The organism is Actinomyces sp. S6-Spd3, assembly GCF_000758755.1.
In the GTDB taxonomy this organism is placed as follows: domain Bacteria; phylum Actinomycetota; class Actinomycetes; order Actinomycetales; family Actinomycetaceae; genus Pauljensenia.
Genome location: NZ_JRMV01000185.1, coordinates 1 through 606, shown reverse-complemented (window position 1 = coordinate 606; position 606 = coordinate 1). Strand labels below are relative to the sequence as shown.

Sequence of the window (606 nt, the reverse complement as noted above, 5' to 3'; positions counted from 1 at the left end):
ATTGGTTGTTACCTGAACAAGTTTAGTGGGTATTCCGGCAAACAACCAAATCAACAGGTTGTCATACTCGCCACAGTCCAAGCGGCAGGCGAACCGTCACTTGACGATATCGATCCCCAACGTCGCCGAGGCATCCTGAACCCCACCAACATTAGTTACGTTCTTGAAACCCTTCTGCTCCATGATCGCTACCGCCTTGCCGGAGCGCTGACCGGAACGACAGTAAACGGAGTAAGCCCCATTAGGATCCAGAGAGGCAATGGCGTCCTCGAACCCCGGATCAGTAACGTCAATGTTCACTGCGCCTTCCAAGTGGCCTTCCGCATACTCTGCCGGCGTGCGCACGTCCAAGATGGTGCCAGCTTCAACAACGCTTTCCATGGTTACTCCCTCATTTTCTTTTGTTTCAGTCTGACTATCCCCAGCGCATCCAGCTAAAGCGAAGGCCGCGAGCGACACCGCGAGCGCCTGGGCAACCAACTTCTTCACGCGATCCTCCAATACACAGATGCGGAAATGGTCATTTAACAAAAGCTTGCCGGTATTAACAACAGTTGTCTAGTTGGACATCAACGACACAACGCTGAAAAGTCACGCATTAAATGT

Annotated in this window: 1 protein-coding gene; it reads right to left on the bottom strand. The window is 52.0% G+C overall.

Annotated features, from left to right (window positions below; genetic code table 11):
• Nucleotides 1-96: 96 nt before the first annotated feature.
• Nucleotides 97-489, bottom strand: coding sequence for a rhodanese-like domain-containing protein (locus HMPREF1627_RS01095; protein ID WP_034500404.1), 393 nt, complete (start codon nt 487-489; stop codon nt 97-99).
• Nucleotides 490-606 lie beyond the last annotated feature (117 nt).